The organism is Streptomyces thermolilacinus SPC6 (assembly GCF_000478605.2).
Lineage (GTDB): Bacteria > Actinomycetota > Actinomycetes > Streptomycetales > Streptomycetaceae > Streptomyces > Streptomyces thermolilacinus.
Genome location: NZ_ASHX02000001.1, coordinates 1,342,680 through 1,363,248 on the forward strand (window position 1 = coordinate 1,342,680; position 20,569 = coordinate 1,363,248).

Annotated in this window: 3 protein-coding genes; all 3 read right to left on the reverse strand. The window is 75.2% G+C overall.

The window, feature by feature from the left end:
- Position 1: 1 nt before the first annotated feature.
- The 3 genes from J116_RS30745 to J116_RS05520 are packed head-to-tail and all read right to left on the reverse strand — an operon-like array spanning position 2 to position 20,258.
- Positions 2 to 9,577, reverse strand: a complete 9,576-nt coding sequence (locus J116_RS30745; protein ID WP_023586092.1) for an SDR family oxidoreductase — start codon at positions 9,575 to 9,577, stop codon at positions 2 to 4.
- Positions 9,574 to 19,062, reverse strand: coding sequence for a type I polyketide synthase (locus J116_RS05515; protein ID WP_051203425.1), 9,489 nt, complete (start codon positions 19,060 to 19,062; stop codon positions 9,574 to 9,576). Before J116_RS05515 ends, J116_RS30745 begins: the two co-directional genes overlap by 4 nt.
- Before the next feature lie 2 nt (positions 19,063 to 19,064).
- Positions 19,065 to 20,258, reverse strand: coding sequence for an aromatic ring-hydroxylating oxygenase subunit alpha (locus tag J116_RS05520; protein ID WP_023586093.1), 1,194 nt, complete (start codon positions 20,256 to 20,258; stop codon positions 19,065 to 19,067).
- Between the last annotated feature and the right edge of the window lie 311 nt (positions 20,259 to 20,569).

A 20,569-nucleotide genomic window follows, 5' to 3' on the forward strand; every position in this document is an offset into this window, starting at 1 on the left:
GTCATGACGGGACCGCCCCGCGCTGTCCGTCGCGGTCGAGCAGGGGGCGCAGCAGGGCGCTCAGGGTGGAGGCGGCGGCCCCGTCGTGGTCGGGAGCGAAGGCGCGTGCCGGACCGGGAGACGCCGGGAGGTCGGCGGGGACGGCGGGGTCGGGCAGTACGGCGAGTTCGGCCGCGATGTCGTCAGCCGTACGGGCCCGCATCAGGAGCGACGGGTCGACGGCCGGGCCTCCGCCCCGTTCGAGAGCGGTGGTCAGTTCCGCGATCATCAGGGAGTCCAGGCCCAGCCCCTGGAGCGGCCGGTCGCCGGGGTCCTCCCCCAGCACGTGGAGGAAGGCGTCCCGGACGCGGGCGCGCATCGCGGTGGTGTCCCGCCGGGCGCCCGCCCCTCGCGGCCCGGCGACCGGGCTCTCGGCACGGGCAGCCGGGGTAGCTGGGGTGACCGGGGAAGGCTGGGAGGCGGGGAATGCCTGGGCGGGTTGGGCGGCCGGCGCCGGTTCCGTCCGCGCCGGAGCGGGTGAGGTGCCGGGGAAGACCACGGCGCCGCCCGACCGCAGATGGCCGAAGAAGGCGTCGAGCGCTTCCTCGGCGCCGATCGAGTACGCGGCGGAGAAGGTGTCGCCGGCCTTCATCCCGATGCCGGTCCAGTTCGGCCAGGCGTGTGCGGTGACCGCGGTGACCTCGTCGTCCTCCCGTTCGGCGAGGGCCAGTTGGAAGGCGTTGGCGAGGCTGTAGTCGACCAGGCCGCGGCCTGCCAGGGCCTGGGTGCCGGCGATCGAGGAGACGAGGACGGCGAAGTCGGCCCGCTGCTCCTTCGCCAGGCGGACGACGTGGAGCGAGCCCGCCACCTTGGGTGCGAGCACCTTCTCGGCGTCGCTCCAGGGGCGGCGGTGCATCGCCCCGAAGGGGTTGACCCCGCCGGAGGCGTGCACGACGCCGACCAGTCGGCCCCAGCGCCTGCCGAGCCGGTCCGCCACGGCCGCGAGGGCCGCGGGGTCGGAGACGTCGCAGGGCAGGTACTCGACCTCGGCGCCGCCGCCCGCCAGCCCCCGCAGCGCCCGCGCGCGGGTGGCGTCGAGTGCCGAGCGGCCGACGACGGCGACGCGCCGGGCGCCCCGCGCGATGAGGCGTTCGGTCAGCCGCAGTCCGACGGCACCGAGTCCCCCGGTGACCAGGCAGTAGCCCTCGGCCGGGAGGGAGTACGGACGACGGGGCGGGGCGGGCACGGTCTCCGGCACGTACCGGACGCCCTGCCGGTAGGCGGCGACGGTGGTCCCCGCGTCAGTGGCGGCGTCCGGGGTGCCGGACGTCAGCGCGGCGAGCTCGGCGGCCAGGTGAGCTGCCTGGGCCCCGGCCGGGTCGGCGGGGTCCAGGTGGACGACGGCGGTGGGCCGGCGTCCCTCGGCGCCCGCGGCCCGGACGGCCATGGCGGTCGCTGCCCGGACCGGGTCCGGTCCGCCGTGTCCGCCCTGTCCGCCGGGGTGGATGCCCGCCCCGCCGAACGAGGCCCAGAGCACGCCGGAACCCTGCGGCAGCGCCCTCATCAGGCCGCTCAACTCGGCCCAGAAGGAACTCAGTTCGGAGGGGTCCGCGTCACGGCTGTCCCGGGCGCCGACCACCAGGGCCGCATCGGCCGGTGTGCCGGGTGCCACGACCGTCACGCCCCGGTCCCGCAGCAGCCCGGCCAGGGCCTCCCCGATGCCCGGGTCGGCGGCGGCCAGGCTCACCGTCGCCGGTCCGCCGGAGGCCGCCGGGGGCAGCGCGCGGGCACGCCATCCGACGCGTACGGCCGCCGTGCCCGGCTGCCCGCCCCCTGCCGGGGTCTCGGCGTGCTCCGGGCTGTCGGCCTCATCGGGGCCGCGCCAGAAGGGGGTCCCGGCGAACGGATAGGTGGGCAGGTCCGTGACACGGGCCCCCACGGCGGACAGGCCGGCCCAGTCGATGTGCGCGTACCCGGCACTGGCCAGGGCCGCCGCGCCGACGGGGCGGCCGGGGGCGGCGGTCGTCCCGCTCAGGGCCGCCGCGGCGTCGGCGGTGAGGTCGATGTCGACGCGGGCGACGGGGAGCGTCCCGTCCGCGACTGAGCGGAGCGCCGCCGCGAGCTCCGCCGCCGAGCGTCCGGGCACGGCGCTCTGGAACTCCAGCGGAGAGCGGCCGGTGTTGGCCGTGTGGCAGAGGTCGGCGGTCTCCACGGCGTCGCGGGCCGCGTCGAAGCGGTCGGCGTACGCGGCGGCCAGCGTCCGCACAGCCCCCTCGTCCGCACCGCTCACCCGCACCACGAACGACTCCGGGACGAGCACCTCCCGGTCAGGAGCGGGAGGCGGCTCCTCGACGATGACGTGGGCGTTGACCCCGCCCATCCCGAACGCGCTCACCGCACCACGACGCGGACCGCTCTCGGGGCGCGGCCCCTCCTTGACGCCGTCGGCCAGGTAGAACGGCGTGTCCTCGAAGCGGATGTGGTCGTTGGGCCGCCCCACGTGCAGCGACGGCGGGACCACACCCCGCTCCATCGACAGCAGCACCTTCACCAGCCCCGCCAACCCCGCAGCGGGCTCCAGGTGGCCGACGTTGCTCTTGAGCGAGCCGATCGCGCAGAACTGCGAACGGTCCGTTACCGCACGCCACGCACGCGTCAGACCCTCCACCTCGATCGGGTCCCCGAGGCTGGTCCCCGTCCCGTGCGCCTCCACCAGACCGATCGACTCCACCGGCACCCCCGCGTCCGCCAGCGCGGCCGACACCACCTCCGACTGAGCCGCACTGCTCGGCACCGTCAGCCCACTCGTACGACCCCCGTGGTTCACCGCCGAACCCCTGATCACACCCCGCACCCGGTCACCATCACGCAACGCCGCCCACAACGGCTTCAACACCACCGTCACCACACCCTCACCCGGCACAAACCCATCCGCACCCGAATCGAACGGCCGCGACCGGCCGGAGGGCGACAGGGCACGCAGGTTCCGCATGGCGATGTAGTGCAGCGGCGACATGGCGACCCGGACGCCGGCGACGACGGCCTGCTCGCACTCCCCCGCACGGATGCTCCGCACCGCCGTGTGCAGCGCCACCAGCGACGACGAACACAACGTGGCGATCGTCATGCTCGGCCCGTGCAGATCCAGGAAGAAGCTCACCCGGTTCGCCAGGAAGGCGTTGTGGTTGCCCAGACCGGCGGGGGCGTCCAGCTCCGGGGAGAGGTTGTAGTCCTTGTAGTGCTGGTAGCTGGCGCCGACGAACACGCCCGTGGAAGGCGACAGTCCGCGCGGCGGGAGCCCGGCCGACTCCAGCGCCTCCCAGGTGGTGCGGAGCAGCCAGCGGGCCTGCGGGTCGAGCGCCTCGGCCTGCTTGGGGAAGAAGTCGAAGAACCGGGCGTCGAACTCCTCGACGCCGTCGAGGAATCCGCCGACGTCCGGTTCCCGCCCGTCGGCGTACCGGCCCCAGCGGCGCGCCGGTGCCGGACCGATCCGGTCGCCGGACTCCGCCAGCAGCTGCCACAGGCCGTCCGGGTCCGTGGCGCCGGGCAGGGCCACGGCCAGTCCGATGACGGCCACGTCGTCGGCGGATGCACCGCCTGCGTCCGCGCCGACGAGTGGGGCACGGTAGACGGCCTGGTCGGCGGCGGCACGCGCGGTACGGGCCGTCCCGGTCGCCGACTCCGTGCCCTCGGCCCTCTCCGGCCTCTCGGACCTCTCGGGCTCCACGGTCGGCGCGGAGGCGGGGTCTCCCCCGGGCTTCGTGGGCCGGCCGGGGCCTTCGGCGTCCCACGCCGCCGCTTCGGCCGCGGGCCGTGCGAACGCGTCCTTCGGCGCCAGTTCGGCGACATGGGCGGCGAGGGTGCGGCAGTCGGCGGCGTCCAGGACGTCCGTCGGGCTGAGCGGCACCCCGTACCTCTCGTCCAGCTCGGCGGCGACGGCCGTCGCGAGCATGGAGTCGATGCCGACGGCGGAGAGCGAGGTCGTCGCGGTGATCCGGGGGTCGTGCAGGGCCCCGCGCACCACCTCGACGACGGCCGTCTCGGCCGCCGCGAGCCGTGCCGGGCGGGCAACGGGACCGGCGGAGGCAGCCGTGCCCGGGGCACCGCCCCTGCCCTCGGCACCGGCCGTGTCGGCCGGACCGGCGGTGGCGTGGGCGTTTCCGGCGGCGGTGCCGACCACGGTGCCGGTGCCCGTGGTGTTCCCGCCCACCGTCCGGTACTCGATGCCGTCGAGGCGTACCAGGACCCGGCCATCGGCCGCCAGCAGGGCGGCGTCGCCGCGCCGTACGCTCTCGGCGCCCGGCTCGGCGCCGTCCAGCAGCACGTACGCGGTGTGCGCGGGGTCGCCCCAGCGCGCCGCCCGGTCGATGGAGACCGGCAGGAAGGTGCCGGTCGGCGCCTCCGGGTCGGCGAGCGTGAGCACGGCCATGGCCTGGAAGGCGGCGTCGAGCGCCGTCGCCTCGGCCTCCAGCGGGCTGCCGCCCGGTGCGAGGCCGACGCGGGCCAGGACCCGGCGGGGGCCGTAGTGGACCTCGGTGATCGACCGCAGCGGCGCGGCGAGTTCCATGCCCTTCGCGGCGAACCAGGCGTAGAGGCCCGCGGGTGCCAGGCTGCGGCCCAGATCCGCGCGCAGGGCGTCCAGGTCCAGCGCGGCGGGCGCCGGCCCGGTGCGGGAACCTCCGGTGGTGAGCCGGGCGATGATCCGGCCCGCGTGGCGGAAGGTGGCCGGACCGGTGCGGCCCGGCTCGTCCAGGTCGCTGGTGAGCGGATGAGAGCCGCTCCCCCGGCCGGTGAAGGCGACGCCGCGCACTTCGTCCGCCGCCCGCAGCCCGAGGGCGAGGGGCACGGCGCCGGGCACTGTCTCCTCGCCCAGTACGCGATGCGCACGAGAAAGCCCGCGTACGGCCTCGGCCACGTCCTCGCCCGGCGCACCGGCCGAAGCACCCGGGAGGCCCGGATGGGCGGCGGTGGCCACCGGAGCGGCGTCGGCGGGTGCCGCGCCGAACGGGTACGGCGGCAGGGGCCGACGGCGTACCGCCGGGTCCGGGTACACGGAGGCCCAGTCGACGGCCTTGCCCTCGGCGTAGCGCAGGGCCGGGACGCCGAGGCCGCCCGCCGCGGTCTCCACCACGGCGGAGCCGCGCACGACGGTGCCCGCGGCCCGGTCCGCGAGCCGCAGGGCGTGGTCCAGGCCGGCGCCCAGCTCCTCGGCCGTACCGCCGAGCACGGCGACCCGGTACGCCCGGTGGTCGCGTCCGACGGCGCTGGAGCGGCACAGTTCCCGCGTCCCGGAGGCGGTCTCCCCGCGTAGCAGCGTCCGCGTGTCCGCCATGCGCCGCAGCAGGGCCTCAGGGGTGTGGCCGGAGAGGACGAGCAGGTGCTCGCCGGGCGTGCCGGCCGCGTGGGCGCCCTCGGCGGCAGGTCCGCCCCCGGCCTCGCCTGCTCGGTCGCCTCCGAGGTACTCCTCGACGACGACGTGGGCGTTGGTGCCGCCCATGCCGAAGGAGCTGACGCCGAAGCGCCGCGGCCCTGCCGAGGTCCACGGGCGGGGCTCGGTCGGGATCTCGAACGGCCCGGAGGACAGGTCGAGATGGCTGCTGGCCTTCTCGAATCCGGCGACCGGGGGGATCTCCCCGTGCCGCAGGCACAGCAGGGCCTTGACCAGTCCGGCGAGCCCGGCGGCCGGCTCCAGGTGCCCTATGTTGCCCTTGACGGCGCCGAGGTGGCACGGCCCGTCGCGGTCGGGGTCGTCGCCGAACACCTCGGTCAGCGCGGCGATCTCGATGGGGTCGCCGAGCCGGGTCGCGGTGCCGTGCGTCTCGATGAGGGAGATGTCGGCCGGGGCGAGCCCGGCGTCGTCCAGCGCCGCGCGGACGACCGCGGCCTGGGCCTCACTGCGGGGGACGGGCAGGGCGCTGCCGCGTCCGCCGTGGTTGACGGCCGTGCCCCGGACGACGCCCCAGATCCGGTCGCCGTCGCGCTCCGCGTCCGCGAGCGGCTTCAGCAGGACGGCGAGGGCGCCCTCGCCGGGGAGGAAGCCGTCCGCGTGCTCGTCGAAGGGCCTGGGCAGGGTCTCCGACAGGGCGCCGAGCTGGCTGAGGCTGCGGTAGTACCACGGCGTCAGGCCGACCTGGCAGGCCGCCACGATCGCGGCGCCGCAGTGCCCGGCGCGGAGTGCGGCGACCGCCTGCTGGAGCGCGACGAGCGAGGACGAGCAGAGGGTGTCGACGGTCTGTGAGGGGCCGGTGAGGTCGAGGGCGTACGAGATCCGGTTGGCGAGCACCGCGTTCATGGAGCCGAGCGCGGTGTGCGGTCCCACGGTCTCCAGGCCCCGCGTGTCACGGTGGTGGGTGTAGGTGGCGCCGACGAAGACGCCGATGTCGCGACGGCCGGCGAGGCCGGCGTCGTCCCGTACCGCCCAGGCGTGTTCCAGCAGCAGCTTCTGCTGGACGTCCATCTCCTCGGCCTCGCGTACGGAGATACCGAAGAAGGCCGGGTCGAACCGGTCGGCGCCGGAGAGGAAGGCGCCCTTGCGGCAGTACGTGCCCGTCATGCGCGGTCCGCGCGGCTCGAAGTGCGCCTCGATGTCCCAGCGTTCGGCGGGTACGTCGGTGAAGGCGTGGCCTCCCGCGCGCAGCAGTGGCCACAGCTCCGCCACGCCGCCGGGGGCGCCGGGGAGGTCGCCGGACACGGCGACGATGGCGACGTCCAGGTCGCGCCCGCCGGGCGCCGGCCGCCGGGAGCGCTCCGGGACGGCGGGGACGGCGAAGGGAACGGTCGCAGGACCCGCTCCGGACCGGGCCGCGCCTTCGGGGACGATGGACTCGGCGGACTCGACGGGTTCGCCGGACTCCGCGGAGCCGGTGGCCCTGGTGGCGGCCTCGGCGTCGGGCGCGGTGTCGTCGTCCCCGGTCGGCTTCGGCAGCGCGGCCGCCGCGCCGTAACGCTGAGTCAGGGCCTCCGCCAGTTCGTCGAAGGCACCGTACTCGAGGAAGAGCGTGGCCGGGAGGCTGACGCCCCACCTGCGGGACAGCTCCTCGGACAGCTCCACGCTCATGATCGAGCTCATGCCGTACTCGGACAGGGGCGCCTCGCGGTCCAGGGAGGCGACCCCCAGCCGTTCCGCGAGGAACCCCGCCAGCGCGTCGGCGACGCGGTCCACGTCCCCCGCCCCTTCACCGGCTTCGGCGGCGCCGTCCGTGTGACCGGGGGCGGCGCCCGTGTGGCCGGGGGCGGTGTCCGTGTGGCCGGGGGCGGCGGAGGCGGAACCGGCGACGGCCGCCGCGCCGTCGAGTTCGACGATCTCGGTTCCGGCGTCCGGGTGGGCGATGACGAGCTGCCGGGCGGGCTGCTCCGCCCCCAGGACGGCGATGAGGGCGTCCAGGCCCTCCGCGGTGGTCAGCGGCCGGACGCCGCGCGCCCGGAGCTGGTCCGCGACGGCGGTGCCCATGCCGACCTCGCCCCACAGGCCCCAGTCGACGCTGAGCCACGGCGCGCCGTGCGCGTGGGCGTAGCCGTCGAGGTAGGCGTTGGCGGCGGCGTAGCCGCCCTGCCCGAGGTTGCCGAACGTGCCGGAGACGGAGGCGAACAGCACCGCGAAGTCCAGGTCCGCCCCGGCCACGGCGGCGGCCAGCTCGCGGACCCCGTCGGCCTTGGGCCGCATCACCGCCGCGACGTCCTCGGCGGTGGCGCCGCGGATCAGTCCGTCCTTGAGGGTGCCCGCGGCGTGGACCACGCCGTGCACCTCCCCGTGCTCCTGCCGCATCCGCTCCACCAGGGCCGCCAGGGCGCCGGGTGCGGTGATGTCCGCGCTGTACGAGACGGCCGCGCAGCCGTGGGCGGTGATCGCGGCCATCCGCTCGTCGGAGCCGCGGCTCCCGCCTGAGCGGCTGACCAGCGCGACGACACCGGCGCCCTCCCGGGCGAACCGCTCGGCCACCTCCAGGCCCAGGCCGCCGTGGCCGCCGAGGACGAGGTAGCGTCCGCCGGGCCGGACGGGGCCCTGCCCGGCAGGGCGTGGCGGGGCGTACGCCGAGCGGTCGCGCACCCGGACGGGCACGTGCCGGACGCCGTCCCGGTAGCCGACCTCGACGGGCCCGCGGGCGTCGCCGAGTTCCGCCACGAGGGCGGGGAGCAGCTCGCCTGGGTCGCCGCCGAGGTCGACGAGGCGCGGGCGGAGGCCCGGGTACTCGATGGCGGCGGTGCGCACGAGTCCCCACAGGGCGGCGCGGGCGGGGACCGGCCGGTCGCCGTCCGCGACGGGCTGGCCGTCGCGGGTCACCACGAGGAAGCGGGACTTGCGCTGCCGCTCGCCGAGGGTCCGCAGGGCGGCCAGGCAGGCGTACAGGCCGAGGCCCAGCTCCTCCTCCTCGTCCCGACGGCCACCGGACGGGCCGTCGGCGTTCCACAGGTGGACCAGGCCCTCAACGGGGTCGCCGACTTCGTCCCAGAGCCGCCGGAACGCCTCGTCGTCGCGCCGGTCCAGCGTCAGCCGGTCGGGATCGGGGGTGCCGCTCGGCAGGGCGGCCGGACCGGCGGCCACCTCCACCACGCGGGCGCCGTCGGCACGCAGCCGGTCGGCGACGCCGGTGCCGAGCCGGTCGGTCCGGCCGTGGTGAAGCACCACCCAGGTGCCGGACGCCGGTTCGCGGCGGCCCGCCCCGACCTCCTCGGGGCGCCAGTCGATGCGGGAGACGGGCAGCGCCTCACGCCGGACCGGGGCCGGGGCGGGCGTCCGCGTCACGTCGGCCCCCGCGCCGGTCGTCACGGCGGGCGTCGTGCCGGTCGCGCGTGTCAGGCTGGTCGTCCGCCGCATCCGCACGCCCTGGAACTCGGCGAGGACCTCGTCCGACGGCCCCAGCAGCAGCGCGTCGGCGGTGGCGTAGGCGCCGTCGTCGCTCGTGCGGCGGACGTGGACGGTGACACCGTCCGTCGGCGCCGACAGGTCGGCGTGGAGGGCGAGCCGCTCCAGGCCGATCGGCAGCATGGGGTACGGGCCGTGCGTGCCCGTCAGGTCCTGGAGGGCGCAGCTGACGACCTGGAAGACGCCGTCCACGAGCAGCGGATGGGCGTACCAGGGCATCGGCTCGGCGTCGGACCGCAGGGTGGCGCGCGCCGTTCCGCCGTCCCCGACGGACAGCGCGCGGACGGTACGGAAGTCGGGTCCGTACTGGAGTCCTTCCCTCTCCCATCCGCTGTAGAGCCGCTCCGGCGCGATGTCCCGCGCGCCGGCGGGCCAGTGGCCCGCGACCGGGCGCGGAGGCCGCGCGTCCGCGGGGAGGAACCGTCCGGCGCCGGTCGACAGCGGCTTGCGGCTGCCGGACACGACGGTGGTCAGTTCGAAGCGGGTCCGGTCGGTGCCGGCGGTCACGTCGAGCCGGACCGGCGCGGTGGCCCGGTCGGCGATGACGAGGGGACGCAGGAACGTTACGCCGGTCAGCTCCAGGGGAGCGAACGGTCGGCGTCGGGCGACGCCCACGAGCGCCATCTCCAGCTGTACGGCGGCGGGCAGCAGCCCGGTTCCCGCGGAACGGTGCTGGGCGATGAAGGGCTCCTGGCCCGTGAAGGTCTTCTCGTACGTCTCGGCCGGGTTCGTCACTGTCCCTCGCTCCGGTGCTCGTAGTGACGGTCGAACAGCGGGTGGCCCACGGAGTCCGCCGCGCGTTCGCGGCGGGCGGGAGGCGCCACCAGGTCCTGCCGGCGGAAGGGGTAGGTGGGCAGGGTGGTGGTCCGGTGGCCCTTGCCCGCGTGGACACCGCGCCAGTCCAGGGCGCCTGAGGCGCTGTTGGCGTAGGCGGCCAGCGCCGCGTGCACCTCCGCCTGGTCGGCACGGCCCTGACGCAGCGTCGTCAGCCACACCGGCTGCTCCCCCTGCCACGACGCACGCGCCAGCGACGTCAACTGCGGCTGCGGACCGATCTCCCACACCACACCCGCACCCACACTGCCCAGCAGCGCGACGGCCTCCGAGAACCGCACCGGCTCACGAATCCCCCGCGCCCAGTGCCCCGGGTCCACCGCCGACTCAGCCGAGTGCCACCCACCCGTCACCGACGAGGCGAACCCCAGCCGAGGAGCCGACAACGCCACGCCGCGCACAGCGTCACCGAACGGTCCCATCGCACCGTCCATCAACGCCGAGTGAAAAGCGTGGCTGACCGCCAGCCGCCGCGACCGCAGACCGGACTCCTCGCAGAACCGCGCGACCGCCACCTCCGGGCCCGAAACCGTCACGGCCCCAGGCGAGTTGAACGCCGCCACCTCCACGCCCGGGAAGGCCGGCAACACCCCCGCCACCTCATCCGCGCCCGCGTAGACCACCGCCATCGCGCCCTCACCCGGCTGCGACCCCATCAAGCGGCCACGCACCACCGCCAGACGCAACAGATCGTCCAGACCCACCACGCCCGCCGCCCACGCGGCCGTCAGCTCACCCAGGCTGTGACCGACCACCGCATCCGCGGCCACTCCCACCGACTCCAGCCACCGCACCAGCGCCACCTGCACCGCCACGATCCCCACCTGGGCGAACCGCGTCGAACCCAACAGGTCCGACGAGGCGCCGAACAGCAACTCCGCCAACGGCACCTCGAGTTGTCCGGCGAGCAGGTCGGCACACTCGTCCAACGCGTCCCGGAACACCGGTTCCGCCCGATACAGCCCCCGGCCCATGCCCGCGTACTGCGACCCCTGCCCCGTGAACATGAACACCACCGGAGCCGAACCACGACCACCCCTGCGCGACACCGCGGACACGCCCGACGCCACGTCCCGCAACGCCACCGCCAACTCCGCCGCGTCACCGCCCGAGACGACCGTGCCGAACCGGTTCCCCGCCCGGCCGACGTTCGCCGTGAACGCGAAGTCCCCCAGCTGCTCGGCGTCCACCTCGGCCAGCCGGTCCGCGTAGGCACCGGCCAGGGTGCGGACGGCGGACTCGTCGGCCGCGTCCACCCGTACGAGGTACGACTCCTGCGCCACCGCCTCCCGCGCCACGGGAGCGGGCGGCTCCTCGACGATGACGTGGGCGTTGACCCCGCCCATCCCGAACGCGCTCACCGCACCCCGACGCGGACCGCTCTCCGGACGGGGCCAGTCCATCACCCGGTCCGCCAGGTAGAACGGCGTGTCCTCGAAGCGGATGTGGTCATTGGGCCGCACCACGTGCAACGACGGCGGAACCACACCCCGCTCCATCGCCAGCAGCACCTTCACCAGCCCCGCCAACCCCGCAGCGGGCTCCAGATGACCCACGTTCCCCTTCAGCGAACCGATCGCGCAGAACTGCGAACGGTCCGTCACCGCACGCCACGCGCGCGTCAGACCCTCCACCTCGATCGGATCACCCAGGCTCGTCCCCGTACCGTGCGCCTCCACCAGACCGATCGACTCCACCGGCACCCCCGCGTCCGCCAGCGCGGCCGAAATCACCGACTGCTGAGCCGCACTGCTCGGCACCGTCAGCCCACTCGTACGACCCCCGTGGTTCACCGCCGAACCCCTGATCACACCCCGCACACGATCACCATCACGCAACGCCGCCCACAACGGCTTCAACACCACCGTCACCACACCCTCACCCGGCACAAACCCATCCGCACCCGCGTCGAACGGCCGCAGGGCGTTGGACGGGGAGAACGAGCGGAGGCGGGAGCCGAGCTGGAAGTACTGGGGCGACATGCCCAGGTGCACCCCGGCGACGACTGCCTGCTCGCACTCGCCCGCACGGATGCTCCGCACCGCCGTGTGCAGCGCCACCAGCGACGACGAACACAACGTGTCGATCGTCATGCTCGGCCCGTGCAGATCCAGGAAGAAGCTCACCCGGTTCGCCAGGATCGCGTTGTGGTTGCCCAGACCGGCGGGTGTCTGGACGACGTCCCCGACGACGGTGTCCCGGTAGTGCTGGTAGCTGGCGCCGACGAACACGCCGGTGGCCGGCTGGGGCCTGCCCGCCAGGCCCGCGTCCTCCAGGGCCCGCCACGCGGACTGGACGAGGTGGCGCTGCTGCGGGTCGATCCACTCGGCCTCGGCGGGCGAGAGCCGGAAGAAGCCGGGGTCGAAGTCGGTGAGACCTTCGACGAAGCCCGCCCGCCGGAGGTAGACGGTGCCCGGGACGCCGTCCGTCCCGTAGTAGGCGTCGATGTCCCAGCGGGAGGCCGGGACCTCGGTCAGACAGTCCTCGCCCTCCACCAGGACCCGCCACAGCTCGTCGATGCTCCCGGCGTTGGGGAACACCCCGTCGAAGCCGATGACGGCGATGTCGTGCGTGTCAGCGTCCGCCGCGGTGGCGGCGGACGCCACGACCGGGGCGGACGCCACGACGGGGGCGGGGGCCCGCGTCGCTGCCCCGTCCGGCGCAGGGGCTGGAGTGGGCGCGGCGGTCGGGGCGGTGGCCGCGACCGGAGCGGACGGCGGTTCCTCGCCCGGCCCGCCCGGCCGGTCCGCGCCGGGACCGGCGGGCAGGCCGGTAGCGTCGGCGGGCGGCGCGGTGACGCCGTACTCGTCCCGCAGCTCCGCGGCGAGGCGATCGACCGTGCCGACCTCCAGGACCAGCGTCACCGGGATGTCGACGCCGAGCCGGGCCCGGATGTCCTGGGCCAGTGAGACGGCGAGCATCGAGTCGAGGCCCTGCTCCTGGAGCGGGCGGTCCGTCTCCAGTTCTCCGGCGTCCAGCTCCAGGGCGGCGGCCACCCATCCGGCCAGCGCCGCCTCGAGCGTACGGCCCGGCCGGTGGCCGGGGAGGTGTCCGTTGGAGGCGGACACCGGGGCGGACACCGGGGCCGGGGTGCTCGTCCGGGCCGGGGGCAAGACCGGGGTGCTCGCCGGGGCCGGGGCCGGGCGGTGGCCGTGGTCCGCGTCACCGGCCGCGCCCTGCCCGGACGGTGCCGAGGAGAGCCGCTTCCAGGTGATCCCCCGTGCCTCCAGTACGGGCTCGTCGCCGTCCAGGACGACCAGGCTGGCGGTCAGCAGGCCGGAGTCGGGCCCGGACTCCCTGTCGCGCCGGGCGTACACGCGGGCGGTGGCGGGAAGGCGGCCGAGGACGGTGAGCCGCTCGACGGTGAAGGGCACGTACAGCCCCTGCGCGCCGCACGCGGCGAGCGCGATCTGGAAGGCGCCGTCCAGGAGCCGGGCGTCCACGAGACCGGTGGCGGCGCCGTCGCCGCGCAGCGTGCCCAGGGCCTCTCCGGGGGCGACGGACAGGGACGCCACGGTGCGGAAGCCGGTGCCGTAGTCCAGCCCGGCGCGGGCGAACGCCGCGTACATCGCGTCGAGTCCGGCCTCGGTGAAGCCGTGCGCGCCCGGCGGAACGGCGAGCGCGGGCCGCTCGGGCTCGGTCAGCGCGGCGGTGCAGACCAGGGCGCCGGTGCCGTCGCGGAAGGCGAGGGCGTCCCCGTCGCGCGCGGCGGTGAGGGTCGCGGGTGCCTCGACGGCCGCCCGGAAGGTGAGGTCGCGCAGGCCGAAGCGGTCCCTGCCGAGGAACTCGGCGACCTTGGCCGGGTACCCGGCGCCCGGAAGGGTGGGCCTGCCGAGGACGAGGTGCTCCGCCGCCTCCGGGTGCTCCGTCCACGTGCTGCGCGTACGGGCGGCCGGAGCGGGCATGGGCGCCTGCTGCTGCGCGGGTTCGAGCCACAGGTACTTCTCGGCGTGCGGCGCGGTCGGGAAGCGCACCCCCGCACGGCGGCGCGGCACGGCGGCGAGGTCCGCACCGGCGACGAACGCCCGCGCGGCCCCGACGAGTTCGTCGCGGTTCGCCGGTGTACCGCCGAGGTCGTACGGGCGCGCCGCCTGGGACGCGATCCCCACGTGGAGGGAGCGGACGTCCTCGGCACCGGCCAGGAACAACTGGAGCTTGTCCTGGAGCTGTTCGGTGCTGTCCGCCACGCACGCCAGCCGGTGCACTCCGGCCGGCCGCAGCCTGCTCGCCTCGGCGAGGGCTTCCAGGGAGGGGCAGTAGGCGGAGCGCAGCATGAGCACGAGCCGGTGGGCGAGTGTGCGCAGCGCGTCGTCGGAACCGGCCGAGAGGACCAGCAGCTGGGGGCCGGAGTCCGTACCGCCCTGCTCCGTGCCGGGACCGGCCTCGACCACGACGTGGGCGTTCGCGCCTCCGAAACCGAAGCTGCTGACGCCGGCGACGCGCGGGCCGGGGCTCCACGGGAGAAGCCGGTCGGCCACGAACAGCGGTGATCCGTCGAAGTCGAACGACTGGTTCGGCGTCTCGTAGTTCAGGGACGGCGGGATGTGGGCTGCCTGGAGCGCCAGCACCGTCTTGATGAGGCCGGCGATGCCCGCGGCGGGTTCCAGGTGGCCGATGTTGGTCTTCACGGAGCCCACCGCGACCGGCTTGCGGTCGGCGGGTTCGCCCAGGACCGCGTGGAGGGCCTCCAGCTCGATGAGGTCGCCGAGCTGGGTGCCGGTGCCGTGCGCCTCGATGTAGCCGATGTCGGCCGCGGTGCGCCCGGAGCGGGCCAGCGCCCTGCGGAGCACGGCTTCCTGGGCCGGCCTGCTGGGCGCGGTGAGGAAGCCGGCGCTGCCGCCGGTGTGGTTGACGGCGGTGCCGCGGATGACGGCGAGGACGGGGTCCCCGTCGCGTTCGGCGTCGGAGAGCCGCTTGAGGATGACGGCGCCCGCGCCCTCGCCGCGTACGTAGCCGTCCGCGGCGTCGTCGAAGGCCCGGCAGACGCCGCGCGGGGAGAGCATGCCGTTGCGGGTGAAGGAGCGGGTCTTGGCCGGGGTGAGCACCAGGTTGGCGGCTGCCACCACGGCCGCGTCGATCTCTCCGGCCCGCAGGTGCATGGCGGCCTCGTGGAGGGCGACGAGGGAGGACGAGCAGGCCGTGTCGACGGCGAAGCTCGGGCCCGACCAGTCGAAGACGTGGGACAGGCGGTTGGCGACCATGGAGGGGGCCGTGCCGGTCGCCACGTGCGGGTCGAAGTGGCCGATGCTCCGGGCCACGATCTCCGGGAAGTCGCTCGCGATGGCGCCGACGAAGACGCCGGTGGAGGCGCCGAGGGAGGTGTGGTCCCGGCCGCAGCTCTCCATGGCCTCGGCGGTGACGCTCAGCAGGATCCGCTGGAGCGGGTCCATGCGGCGCGCCTCGCGGTCCGTGAGCCCGAAGCGGGCGGCGTCGAAGTACTCGACGCCGTCGACCCAGCCCATCCGTACGTCGTCGGCGCCCGCCTTGGACCAGAGATGGGCCCAGCCACGCTTGCCCTCGGGGGCGTCCCCGACGCTGGACACGCCGCCGACGAGGTTCTGCCAGAGCTCGTCCGGGGTGCTCGCGCCGGGGAACCGGCATGCCATGCCGATCACGGCGAGGGCGCCGTCGTCGGACGGCCGCGCGTGCTCCGAGGACGCGACGGCGGACGCGACGGTGGTGGCGGCGGACGCGGTGGTGGCGGCGGACGCGACGGCGGCGGGTACGGGCGCGGCGGGCGCGGCCCGATCGGGCTCGGCCGCGGTCGCGGCCACGGCGGGCACCGGCACGGGCGCCGCCGCGGCGGCCGTCCCGGTCCCGGGGTCCAGCAGCGGCACGACGCCCTCGGCGCCCAGGAGCCGGGCCAGCTTCACCGGGGTTCCCGAGGCGAAGATGGCGGGGGCGGTGACGGAGGCGCCCAGCTCGCGGCCGAGGCGTGCGGCGGCGACGGTGACGTTCACCGAATCGCCGCCCAGGTCGAAGTAGTTGGCGTGGACGTCGAAGCCGGGGTGGTCCAGCGTGGCCGCGAAGACCCGCGCGATGCGCTGCGCGAGCGCCTCTTCCGTCATACCGGTCTCGGCGATCGCTCCCGTCACGGGGGTGTCCTCGGCCACCGGCTCCCGGGTCGGCTCCTCGGCCGCCCCGACCGTCGCGGGCTCCGGTGCCGGCGCCGTCGCGGGCTCGGCCACCGGCGCCGTGGCGGGCTCCGGCTCCGCGCCCGAGCGCAGGATGGTGTCGCGCGTGGGCAGCGGGAGCCGGGCGCGGGCCACCTTGCCGTTGTCGGTGAGCGGCAGGACGTCGAGGCCGACGTACGCGTCCGGCACCATGTAGACGGGCAGGGCGGCGCCGACCAGGGCGTCGAGCCGGGACTTGCCGGGTATCGCGTCGCCCACCAGGTAGGCGGTGAGCCTCGGCTCGCCGCGGCCCTCGAACCGCGCCGCGACGACGACGGCGGCCGTGACGCCGTCGATCCGCTCCAGCACCCGCTCGATCTCGGCGGGCTCGATGCGGTGGCCCCGCACCTTGACCTGGGCGTCGGTGCGGCCGAGCCACTCGACCGCGCCGTCCGCGTGCAGGCGGACCTCGTCGCCGGTGCGGTAGAGCCGCACCCCGGTGGCGGGGTGGTCGACGAAGACCTCCCGCGTCAGGTCGGGCCGTCCGGCGTAGCCGCGGGCCAGCCCCGTGCCCGAGAGGTACAGCTCTCCGGTGCTCCCCGCGGCGCACGGGTTCAGCTCCTCGTCCAGGACGTGGAGCCGCATGTGCGGGAGGGGTTCGCCGAGCGGGAGGAACGTGCCGACCGACGTCACCCGGTGGGCCGCCGCCCAGATCGTCGCCTCGGTGGGGCCGTACAGGTTCCACAGGGCGCGGGCGGGCTCGTGGAGCCGCTCGGCGGTGGCGGGCGACAGGGCCTCGCCACCGGAGAGGACGGTCAGTCCCGCGTGCGGGGTCCAGCCGGTCCCCAGCAGCAGGCGCCAGAGGCTCGGCGTGGCCTGGGCCACGGAGACCTCGCTGGCGAGCTCCGCCAGCCGGTACGGGTCGGCCGCCGTCTCGCGGGAGGCGAGGACCACCGTCGCGCCGACGGTGAGCGGCAGGAGCAGCTCCAGGAGGGAGATGTCGAAGGCGACCGTGGTGTGGGCGAGGACGGTGTCGTCCGCCGTGACGCCCAGGCGTCCGCCGATGCCGCCGAGGAAGTCGGCGAGTGCCCCGTGGCCGACCTCGACGCCCTTCGGGTCGCCGGTCGAGCCGCTGGTGAAGAGCGTGTACGCCAGGTCGGCCGCGGTGACGCGCGGGGGTACGGCCTGGGCGGCTCCGTCCGCCTCGGGCACCCGCCGCGCGGGGCCCAGGGACGCGCCCAGGTCGTGGGTGCGGGCGTCGGTGAGGATGAGTTCGCAGCGCGAGACGTCCACGTACCGCCGCAGCCGGTCCACGGGGTAACCCGGGTCCAGTGGCAGGAAGGACGCGCCGGCCCGCAGGATGCCGAGCATGGCGGGGAGCAGCGCGGTGTCGCGCTCCAGCAGGACGCCGACGACCGAGCCCTGCTCGACGCCCTCGTCGTGCAGGCGGGCCGCGACGGCGTCCGCCCAGCCGTCGAGAGCGGCGTAGTCGAGCGTGCGGGTCCCGGCGCGGACGGCGACGGCCCTGGGCCGCTCCGCCGCGGCGGCGGCGAACAGGTCCAGTACGGTCCGGGCGCCGGAGGTCTCGTCGTCGGGCTCCCCGGCCGGCCGCGGCTCGGGCCGCGCGCCGGAGGACTCGCCGGAGGCGGAGGACCCGGCGGACGCGGAGGGCTCGCCGACGGTGGAGGACCCGGTCGGCGGCTCGTCGCCCTGGAGCAGCGCCGCCATGGCCAGGTCCTCGACGCGCTCGACGAACTCCAGCGCCTCGTCCTCGCCCATGGCGGTCTCCCGCACGAAGACCGTGGGCGGGCCGTCCGTCAGGCACAGCAGGGCGATCTCGGTGTGGGGGTCGGCGGACGCCTCCTCGCCGGGAGCGCGCTCCAGCACCATGACGCGGGTGAAGCTCGGCTCGTCCGCGCCGAGCGGCCGTCCGGCAAGGCCGAGACGGATTTCGAGGTCGCCGACGTAGCCGTGGCGGGCGGCGGCCTCGTCGAGCCTCTCCCGGAGGGCGCGGGTGGTGCCGCCGTCGTAGCGCACGGGGAAGCGGGCGGCCGTCAGCCCGTGCGTCCGCTCCGCCAGGACGTGGGCGTCCGACGGGGACCAGGCGAAGTCGAAGGTCTCCTCGCCGACGCGCTCGGCGACGGCCGCGAGGAACGCGCGGAAGACGGCGACGCTCTCGTCGCGCGAGGCGGGGACGTACGCCAGCTCGTAGTGGCCGTAGTGGGCGGTGGCCGCGGAGAAGTCGTCGGCGGCAAGCGGGGCGGGCCGCACGTCCTCCAGGCGGGCGCGCCACCACGGCTCGTTGGGGCGCAGGCGCTTGTGGGCCTCGGCGATGTCGGCCAGCCGCTCGTCCGAGACGGCCGGGAGCGGGGAGCCGGGGGCGATGCCGAGCCGCTGGGCGGCGGCCTGGCCGCTGAGCGTGCTGCCGTCGACGGCCCTCCAGTCGCTGAGGACGAGGTCGGCGTCGGGGGCGGCCAGGGTGATGGCGGTGGTGGTGACGGACAGCACGGTGGTCCCGGCGCGGGGTTCGTCGCGCGGGATCAGCCTGGCCTGCCGGGTGTAGGCGGCGCCCCGTTCGGTGACGAGGGCGGGCACGCCGAGCGGGTTGGGGAAGGAGCCGTAGTCGAGGGCCCTGACGAGCCGTACGGCCTCGGCGGCGGAGGTGCCGGCGTGGATGACGCCCCCGGCAGCCATGCGCGCGGAGCGGCGGTAGAAGCGGCGCTCGCGGCCGCTCGTGTCGAGGACTTCGGGGAGGGTGCGCCGGGCGACGTGCGGGACGAGGTCGGCGAACAGCTCGATGCCCACCTCTGCCGCCTCGTATGTGAGGGAGAGGGCGGTGGCGTGGTCGCGGACCGGGAACCAGCGCTCCAGGAGCACGCCCCCGGCGTCGACGGCCTCGGTCATCAGGTGCCAGGTCGCCGCGTGCCGTGCGGCGCCCTCGTACAGGGCCCAGGCCGGGACGTGGCTGCCGGAGTAGCGGGGCAGCGGGCCGTCGTGGAAGTTGATGGCGGCGATCTTCGGCAGGTCGAGGACGGGTCCGGGCAGGATCCGGAAGTTGACCATGCTGAACAGGTAGTCGAACGGCCGGTCCGACAGGAGCGCCATGAGGTCGCCGGCGGGGTCGAGGACGGGGACGTCGTGGGTGCCGGCCCAGGTCACGACGGCGGGGTCGTCGCTGAGGATGCCCTCGATCGTCACACCGGCGTCGAGGAGCCGGGCGGCGCTCCGGGTGAGGACGCGGGTGCCGCCGATGAGATAGCAGTTGGCCTTCATGCTCACTGCGCCGCCTTTCCGGGTTCGGCGGCCTCGCCGCCGTCCTCGGCGGCGGCGTCCGTGGTCTCGCGCGCGACCCAGGCGTCGATCTGGGCGACGACCTCCTCGTCGTAGGAGAGCTGTCCGGGCGTCCACAGCGGGTTGGAGAGGCCGCGGTGCGTCCGCTCGCACATCTCCCAGTCCTCGTAGTTGGCCTTGTCCCACAGCGCGAAGACGTCCTCGTGCGAGAAGTCGCTCTTGGCGGTCTCGGTGGGGTGGAAGAGCCAGAAGTGGCGGACGAAGCAGGTGCCGGGGCTCTCGGGCCAGACCCACTGCATCATCACGTAGTCGGCCGTGAACCCGAAGAGCAGGTTGGGCAGGATCGTGATCCAGTTGATCTTCTGGAGGTCGCCCTCGGGGACGTTCGGCATCGGCGTCCGCGCGCTGCGTCCCGTCATGGAGACGGAGTTGTAGCCGGTGCGGATCGACTGCCAGGCGCCGACGATGTCGCCCTTGAGGTCGTAGGTGCCCGCGTCGTCGAAGTCGGTGATGCGGTGGAGGTCTTTGTGGGCGGTGGGGAAGTGGAGGCTCTCGTTGACGTTGTGCGCGACGAGCTTCCAGTTCGAGGCGACCGGGTAGTCCTTGGCCTCGACGCACTCCAGATCGGCGAGGTCGTAGGCCTTGGCGAACTCCCCGAACTCGCCCAGCGACTCGTCGAGGTCCGGGGCGTCGTCGGAGAGCGCCACGAAGACCACGCCGAAGCGGACCTCGGTCCGCACGGGCAGCAGACCGTTCTTCTCCTTGTCGAAGAAGTGGTCCATGTACGTGCCGTTGAGGCTCTTGAGCTTGCCGTTCCGGTCGTAGACCCAGCAGTGATAGAGGCAGACGAGGCTCTGGCGCTTGCCGGTGGCCTCCTCGACGAGCTTGTAGCCGCGGTGCCGGCAGTAGTTGTGGTACCCCTGGATCCCGTTGTCCCCGTGGATGAGCAGGATGGATCCGGAGCCGATGTTGAGGGTGCTGTACGCGCCCTTCTCCTTCAGGCGGGAGACGTGGTCGACCGGGAGCCAACGCCGGCCGTAGATGCGGGTCATCTCCCGGCGGAACTGCTCCTCGCCCGTGTAGAACGCGTGCGACCTGCCGATGCCGCCGGTCTCGAAGTAGGGCCTTTCCTCATCCTGGTCACTGATGAGCTCGAACATGCTGGACGCACGCGTCATCTGCGGGACTCCCTCGGAGGCGAAGCGCATGGAATGCCGTGCCGGCGTCGGCGCGGCCGGGGGCGTGCGGGCAAGCCGCACCTGGCCCCGTGCGCGTCGGGACGGCGGGGTGACTGGGGTGCTCTGGGGGGAGGGGTTGTGCGGATCCGGGCGGGCCTGGCACGCCGGTGTACGGGAACGGACCGGCCCGCTGGGCCCTCCCCCGCCCGGCAGGGGACACCGGTGTCCGGGACGGTCGTCCCGGACACCGGGGCGGCGAGAGGGCGGGGCGTGGGAGGAGGCCGGTGCACATGGGGCGCGAGACGCCGGCG

Coding starts and splice junctions, on each gene's coding strand:
- J116_RS05515 (WP_051203425.1), bottom strand. CDS start 19,062: ATGAAGGCCAACTGCTATCTCATCGGCGGCACCCGCGTCCTCACCCGG.
- J116_RS05520 (WP_023586093.1), bottom strand. CDS start 20,258: ATGACGCGTGCGTCCAGCATGTTCGAGCTCATCAGTGACCAGGATGAG.